We start from the raw sequence: 7,431 nt of genomic DNA, 5'->3' as shown, positions 1-7,431 counted from the left end.
CTGTTGAATGTTCACATAAAATATGTTAAAATCAAATTAGTAAATATGTTGCAGAAAGGAAATGTGAAATGGCGATACACGTTATTAATGAAGCAAAAAGATGCTTGAACTGTAAGAAACCTATGTGCAGAGAGGGATGTCCGATACATACACCGATACCGGATATGATACATACGTTTTTAGAGGGGGATATAAATCAAGCCGGCGAGATGGTGTTTGAGAATAATCCGCTTTCAATCGTCTGTTCGCTTATATGTAATCATGAAAATCAATGCGAGGGACATTGCGTTTTGAACAGAAAAGGCTCACCGGTTCATATAAGCAGTATTGAAAATTATATTTCCGAAAACTATTTTGATAAACTTGGTTTTTCGGGGATTGAAAAAAACGGCTTGAAAGCAGGTATAATCGGCTCAGGTCCTGCCGGTATAACCATTGCGGTAATACTTGCACAGCGCGGATATGATATTACGATATTTGAATCAAGAGAAAAAATCGGCGGCGTGTTGAGATACGGTATTCCCGAATTCAGATTGCCGAAATCAATTTTGGAAAGATATAAGGAAAAATTGATTGAGCTTGGTATTAAAATCAGACCGAATACGGCAATAGGTACGACTATAAGCGTTGACGATATGTTCCGTGACGGTTACAGTGCAATATTTATCGGTACAGGTGTATGGAAACCGAACACACTTCATATAAAAGGCGAAACGCTCGGAAATGTGCATTATGCGATTAATTATCTTACCAATCCCGATGTTTACAGACTTGGCGATACGGTTAATATTATCGGTGCGGGTAACTCGGCAATGGACGTTGCAAGAACTGCTTTAAGACACGGTGCTAAAAAGGTTACGGTATTTTCAAGAAGTGACCATTTGGCAGCAAGTCAGCGTGAAGTGGATTATGCAAAGATTGACGGTGTTGAATTCGTGGTACACGTTGAGCCTGTGGAAATTGTAGATGACGGAGTTATATTTGTTGAACTTGAATGTGACGGAAAAGGAAATCTTTCGCCGATAAGAGGAACGGAAAATCTTTATCAGGCAGATTCAACGATTATTGCGATAAGTCAAGGTCCGAAGGACAGAATTGTTTCAACAACGACAGGCTTGGAAGTTAATGAAAAAGGTTTGCTTGTAACAAACACGTTCGGAGAAACTACGCGTGACGGTATTTTTGCGTCGGGCGATGTTGTCCGCGGTGCGAAAACGGTTGTTGAGGCGGTTGCGTATTCAAAGCAAGTTGCAGACGCAATGGACGATTATATGAAGGGTTTAATGCACGAAAGAGATTTATAAATTCAGGAGGTCGATAAATTGTCCGAACAGTGCAAAATATTATTTTATATTTGAATTTAATTTACGGATATTATAAACAAAGGCAAGCCTATCTTTGATATACGGCTTGCCTTTGCACTTTTTGTGAAAATAAACTCTAACGTACAAATGTACGTCGATGAGTTCATTTTCGGTACTCCTTTTTAGTTTTCCATAAAACTTTTCATTTTTTCAACTGTATTTTGGCTTATATTATGCTCAATTTGGCAAGCCTCTTTTTCGGCATCATCTTCGGGAATATGAAGAACATTTACAAGGAATTTTTTAATCATCGTATGACGGTGATATACTGCTTCACCGAGCTCAAAACCCTTTTCCGTAAGAATTATATCGCCGTAAGGCTCGTGAGAAACAAGACCTTGCTTTTTTAGAGTATTTACCGCTCTGTTCACACTTGGTTTTGATATTTTGAGTGCAAGGGCAATATCCGTTATGCGCACACTCGTCTTTTGCTTTGAAATTTCATATATTGATTCAAGATAATCTTCCAGTGCGCTTGAGATACAAATATCATTATCAACTAACATATTAATCACCATAGCCTTTCTGTCCGCAAACTAATAAAAAAATAAAGAGGGTATAGAAACATTACTGTTTCTAAAACCCTCTTTGGTTTCGAAAATTAATATCAATTAAATTATGCCTTTATTATAACCTAAATCACTTTAATTTGCAATAGCTAACATAAAAAAATTTAATTTTGTGAAGTCTATACAAATAAATTACCGATTTGGAATACAAGCGTTGACATTATCCACGCAACAGAAAGCTGATATAATACCGAAAATGCGGTTAATTTTCGTGAGTTGAGTTCACTGCGGAGTGTTGACACTGCGGCGATACAAGGCACATAAAGCAGTACAAACGTTAAAAACGAATATGCCGACAGGGGAGTGAATGAAGTCGTAAGGCACGATACAAGGTCGGCGGTGTTGTATGCTCCGTATAGGATTGACATAGTTGACACGACTGCCTCTTTTGCGGCAAAACCTGAAATAAGGCTTACCGCAACTTTCCAATTACCGAATCCGCAAGGTTTAAATATCGGTGCGATAAGTTTTCCTAAAGTGCCGATAATGCTGTATTCGCTGTCAGCGGTTAAATGCAAATGAAAATCAAGATTTTCCAAAAGCCAGATGATTATACTTGCAAACAAAATTACAGTACCTACTCTTGTAAGGAAGTCCTTGACTTTATCCCACATATGATTAAATGTCGATTTGAAAGTCGGCATTCGGTAGGGTGGAAGTTCAAGTACAAAAGGCGGTTCATCGCCTTTGAATACCGTATTTGACAAAATCAATCCCGAAATTACCCCTAAAGCTATCCCTAAAATGTATAAACTGAATGTGACGATACCTGCATTATTCGGAAACAGTGCCGCTGTAAATACCGCATAAACCGGCATTTTTGCACCGCACGACATAAACGGTATCAACAGCATTGTCAGTTTTCTGTCACGTTCGTTGTCAAGCGTTCTGACTGCCATTGTCGCAGGAACACTGCACCCAAATCCCATTATCATAGGTACAAACGACTTGCCCGAAAGACCGATTTTTATAAAAAGTTTGTCCATAATAAAAGCCGTTCGTGCCATATATCCCGAATCTTCAAGAAAGGAAAGGAATAAAAATAACAGCATTATCTGCGGAAAAAATGTTATGACACTGCCTATTCCGGATATTATTCCGTCAAGCAAAAGTCCTTTGAAAAATGCACCGACTTCGGCTGATGTTAAAATATTTTCAAGCATATTTGCAAACTGAACGTTAAACAGGGTGTCGAGCATATCGGACATCATCGAACCAAAAGTTCCGAACGTTATCTGAAAAACACAAAACATTACAAGTATAAAAATCGGTATCGCAAACAATGGGTGCATAGCGATTGAATCTATTTTTTCGGTCAGAAGAAATTGTCTGTTTTGACCGATTATTTTTACGCAGTCGGCTGCGACTGATTTTATGAATTTGTAGCGAGCTTGCGCTATATGTGTTTCGGTATCATTTTTTTCTGTAAGTTGTATGGCGTAAAAACGGCTTATTTTATTTTTTAAGCATAATGCGGAAATTGCCCTTTCAATTTCCGCATTGTATTTAATTTGATTTTGTGTATTACCGCCTAAGTTACATTCTTTGATGAGTTTTTCAATCCCGATACATTTGCTTGCCGAAATCGGAACAGACGGTATATTAAGACGTTTTGTCAACATATTTGCATTAATTTCAAAACCGTTTTTCTTAACTGCGTCCGCCATATTCAGTGCGATTACCATAGGCACGCCTGTTTCGGCAAGCTGTGTTGTAAGGTAGAGATTGCGTTCGAGGTTGGTTGCGTCAACTATGTTGAGTATTAAATCGGGCTTTTCATTTATAATGAAGTCGTGCGTTATAATTTCCTCCGCACTGTTCGGTGAAAGGGAATAGATACCCGGAAGATCGACTATAAGCATATTTTTGTTGTAACGGCATATGCCTTTTTTGCTTTCAACAGTAACGCCTATGCGGTTGCCGACATCATAATTACTGCCTGTGAGTTCGTTGAAAAGAGTTGTTTTTCCGCAATTCGGATTGCCGACAAGAGCAACGACTGTTTTTGTATCGGACATTCATTTCACCACCTTGTGAATAAAAATTTTTTCGGCGTCCTTTTTTCGTATACCTATGTTACAGTTGAGTACACGAAATTCGACAGGATCGCCGAGCGGTGCTAATCTAAGCATTTTTACGGTTGCACCGGGCGTCATTCCCATATCGGAAAGACGGCGTTTAATTGAACCGCTTAACCGTATTGCGGATATAACGCCGGATTCGTTTTTCTTTAAATTGCTTAAATTCATATATCAGTCCTTTCGCCATACAAACGAGCTGACAAACTTTTGAAGCTCAACGATTATAAGAGGCATAACGGACAGTACCGTTACAACAATCCAGCCCATAGCATTGAGCGGAATAACTCCGAAAATATTTGCAAGGTACGGAACGGAAATTACCGACACCTCCAAAATAAGTCCCGAAATCAGTGAAAGCACAAGGTAAGGATTTTTAAATATACCGGCTTTAAAAACGGAGTGTTCACTTCTCATATTAAATGCGTGTACCAACTGAGAAATACTAAGCACCGCAAATGCCATTGTACGACCTGCTGTAATACCGCCGAAGATGTTTGCACCTATGGTGAATGCCAAAAGTGCGAGTGCACCTATCATCAAGCCCTCAAATATGATTGTCAGCCAAAGTCCGTCGGCAAATAAACCTTTTTTCGGTGAACGCGGCGGTTTATCCATTATATCGCTGTCGGGAGTGTCAAGTCCCAAAGAAATAGCAGGAAGTGAGTCGGTGACGAGATTTACCCATAAAAGCTGTATAGCGGTAAGCGGTGACGACCAACCGAACATAATACCCGAAAATACGGTCAGAATTTCGCCTATGTTGCTTGAAAGCAAAAATTGTACCGCTTTTTTGATGTTTGAAAAAATACTTCTGCCCTCACGGACTGCATATATAATGGTAGCAAAATTATCGTCCGTAAGCACCATATCGGATGCTGATTTTGCAACGTCCGTACCTGTTATACCCATACTGCATCCAATATCGGCGGCGGAAAGTGCAGGCGCGTCATTTACACCGTCACCTGTCATTGCGACAATTTCACCGTTGGCTTTAAGCGCTTTTACAATTTTCATTTTATGGCTCGGAGTAACGCGTGCAAATATGTTGTATTGATTTATTGTGAGTGCAAGTTCGTTGTCCGATATTTTTTCAAGAATATCGCCTGTCATAACCTTTGAATTATCGTCCGCAATTCCGATTTTTTTCGCAACAGATAAAGCCGTTTCTGCGTGATCGCCTGTTATCATAATAGGACGAATACCTGCTCTTTTACAAAGTTCTACGGATTGCTTTGCCTCTTTTCGCGGCGGGTCTTCAATGCCGATAAGACCGATAAATACCATATTGTTTTCGTTGATTGCTGTCTTTGTGTAATCATCACGATAACAAACCGCGATTACACGCAAACCGTCCGAAGTCATTTTTGAATTTTCGGATATAATTTTTCGCTTGCTCTGTGAAGTAAGCGGAATAGCCTTTTGACCGTTATAAATATCGGTGCATAGCGGAAGTACAAATTCCAATGCACCCTTTATTATTGTTTTATAACCTTTTATGTCCCTGTGCATTGTAGTCATTCGTTTGCGTGTCGAGTCGAAAGGTATTTCGGCAATACGTCTGTATTTTTTGTCAAGTACGGACTTGTCAAAACCGTGTTTTTTTGCGGCGGCGAGTATTGCACTTTCTGTCGGACTTTTGTGTCCCTCATCACAGTCGCAACACATCGAACAAAGTCGTATCAGCTTTTTTTCATCGTACGTATAAAATGAAGTTACAGTCATTTTATTTTGCGTTAAAGTGCCTGTTTTGTCGGAGCATATTACGGACGCACTGCCGAGCGTTTCGACAGACGGAAGGTTTCGTACTATTGCGTTATGTTTTGACATACGCATTACGCCGATTGCAAGCATAATCGTAACTATTGCCGGAAGTCCCTCAGGTATTGCGGCAACCGCCAAAGAAACGGCTGTCATAAACATATCAAACGGCGGAAGATGACGGAACAGGCCGACAATAAAAATAACAAGGCATACGAAAAGTGCGGCAATACCGAGTGTTTTGCCTGTATCGGCAAGCTTTAGCTGAAGCGGTGTCTGCGGTGTTTCATCATCAAGGAGCATATTCGCAATGTGTCCGACTTCCGTATTCATTCCCGTGCCTGTAACTATCGCGGTGGCTTTTCCGCCTGTTACGGAGGTGGAAGAAAGGATTATATTTTTTCTGTCCCCAAGTGCCGTGAATTCTTCAAGTACAACCGATGCGTCTTTTTCGGCGTTTACAGATTCACCGGTAAGAGAGGATTCGTCTGTTGTGAGGTTGTTAGATGTGACAAGACGGCAGTCTGCGGCAACAAGATCGCCTGCCGATATTATAAGTATATCACCGGGAACAACGTTCGCGGCAGGAATATTAAGCTCATTGCCGTTTCTGAGTACACAGGCATGGGGTGATGATAGTTTCTTTAAAGCCTCAAGACTTTTTTCGGCACGTTTTTCTTGAATAACTCCGAGCAATGCGTTTAATATGACGATTGCAAGAATTATTACAGGTTCTGTTATATCCGCGTCACCTTGCATAATTGACGTTATAAATGATACCGCAGCGGCGGAAAGAAGTATAATTATCATAAAATCATTAAATTGTTCAAGGAATTTTATAAATATGTTCTTTTTCTTTTTTTCGATAAGTTCGTTTTTGCCGTAATGGTGAAGTCGTTTCTTTACCTCGTCATGTGTAAGTCCTGTTTTTATATCCGTACCGAGCAATTCGGCGGTTTGCTGTACGGTTTTATTGTGGTATGTTTGCATTTTTATACCTCCTCTGTTTTATACGATATAACTATTCCGTATTGCCTGTATTTATAACCAACTTGTCTTTAAATTGTAATCAAAATGTTTTAGTGTCCCCTCCGAAAATGTGTTATAATGTAAGAAAAGGAGGGACACTAAATGGCAAGAAAGGCAAGAGAGATAAGTAAAAGCGGTAATTATTATATTACGCTGAAAGGCAATGAACTTTTTGTAACAGACGAGGATAAAAAAATGTTTGTTGAAATTCTTGAAAAGAATTTCGCAACGGGTATTGTACATAGCTATTATCTTACAAAGTCGGAAATTCGTCTTGTTGTAAAAGAGGGTGAAAAGGGAATTTCAATGACAATGAAACCTGTCACGACAAGCTATGCGAGATATTTCAACAGAACTCACGAAAGAGAGGGCAAGCTTTTTGCGGACAGATTTAAAAGTGAGCCTCTTGAAACTGACGAAGAAATAGAAGAATGTATCAAAAATTTAGAAAACGATACGCCGAAAAAGCAGGCAAAACCTAAGAGAACCGCACCGAAGAAAAAGGACGTGACAAAGGTTAAAAAGATTGAAATCAAAATCGAGAAAACAGAAGAAACAAAACCGATCGAGGAAAAGAAAGAAGAAAAGAAAAATAAACTTCCGTCATGGCTTTTGTGATGTCATAAACAT

At 39.5% G+C, this 7,431-nt stretch carries 6 protein-coding genes; 2 read left to right on the top strand and 4 right to left on the bottom strand.

Translation table 11 applies throughout. The annotated features are described in order from the left end of the window. Nucleotides 1-68 precede the first annotated feature (68 nt). Nucleotides 69-1,304 carry an NAD(P)-dependent oxidoreductase gene (locus ACLTU0_RS09710; protein ID WP_308456668.1) on the top strand — a complete coding sequence of 412 codons (1,236 nt, stop codon included), beginning with the start codon at nucleotides 69-71 and terminating at the stop codon, nucleotides 1,302-1,304. Nucleotides 1,305-1,486: 182 nt separating this feature from the next. Here the strand turns inward: ACLTU0_RS09710 and ACLTU0_RS09705 are convergent, their stop codons facing one another. From ACLTU0_RS09705 to ACLTU0_RS09690, 4 genes are all read right to left on the bottom strand, one after another. After that, on the bottom strand, nucleotides 1,487-1,870 hold the full coding sequence (locus ACLTU0_RS09705; protein WP_308456669.1) for a metal-dependent transcriptional regulator: 384 nt from the start codon (nucleotides 1,868-1,870) through the stop codon (nucleotides 1,487-1,489). A 182-nt stretch (nucleotides 1,871-2,052) separates the two neighbouring features. After that, nucleotides 2,053-3,951 carry a ferrous iron transport protein B gene (feoB, locus tag ACLTU0_RS09700; RefSeq protein WP_412322239.1) on the bottom strand — a complete coding sequence of 633 codons (1,899 nt, stop codon included), beginning with the start codon at nucleotides 3,949-3,951 and terminating at the stop codon, nucleotides 2,053-2,055. Continuing rightward, the gene (locus tag ACLTU0_RS09695; protein WP_308456671.1) at nucleotides 3,952-4,182 is read right to left on the bottom strand and encodes a FeoA family protein; all 231 of its coding nucleotides are present in this window, start codon (nucleotides 4,180-4,182) and stop codon (nucleotides 3,952-3,954) included. 3 nt (nucleotides 4,183-4,185) lie between these two features. Next, on the bottom strand, nucleotides 4,186-6,762 hold the full coding sequence (locus ACLTU0_RS09690) for a calcium-translocating P-type ATPase, PMCA-type (RefSeq protein ID WP_308456672.1): 2,577 nt from the start codon (nucleotides 6,760-6,762) through the stop codon (nucleotides 4,186-4,188). A 141-nt stretch (nucleotides 6,763-6,903) separates the two neighbouring features. Here ACLTU0_RS09690 and ACLTU0_RS09685 point away from each other — a divergent pair, with 141 nt between their 5' ends. Beyond that, entirely contained in the window at nucleotides 6,904-7,419 is a 516-nt protein-coding gene (locus tag ACLTU0_RS09685) for a hypothetical protein (RefSeq protein WP_022230357.1), read from the top strand. The last annotated feature ends 12 nt before the right edge of the window (nucleotides 7,420-7,431 follow it).

It is taken from the genome of Hominilimicola sp. (assembly GCF_046972485.1).
Taxonomy (GTDB): Bacteria; Bacillota; Clostridia; order UBA1381; family UBA1381; genus Hominilimicola; species Hominilimicola fabiformis.
Note: the sequence above shows the minus strand (reverse complement) of the source record. Positions and strands in the feature narration are given on the sequence as shown.

Excerpts from the sequence above, each read along its gene's own strand:
- ACLTU0_RS09710 (WP_308456668.1), top strand. The coding sequence starts at position 69 with ATGGCGATACACGTTATTAATGAAGCAAAAAGATGCTTGAACTGTAAG.
- ACLTU0_RS09705 (WP_308456669.1), bottom strand. The coding sequence starts at position 1,870 with ATGTTAGTTGATAATGATATTTGTATCTCAAGCGCACTGGAAGATTAT.
- feoB (WP_412322239.1), bottom strand. The coding sequence starts at position 3,951 with ATGTCCGATACAAAAACAGTCGTTGCTCTTGTCGGCAATCCGAATTGC.
- ACLTU0_RS09695 (WP_308456671.1), bottom strand. The coding sequence starts at position 4,182 with ATGAATTTAAGCAATTTAAAGAAAAACGAATCCGGCGTTATATCCGCA.
- ACLTU0_RS09690 (WP_308456672.1), bottom strand. The coding sequence starts at position 6,762 with ATGCAAACATACCACAATAAAACCGTACAGCAAACCGCCGAATTGCTC.
- ACLTU0_RS09685 (WP_022230357.1), top strand. The coding sequence starts at position 6,904 with ATGGCAAGAAAGGCAAGAGAGATAAGTAAAAGCGGTAATTATTATATT.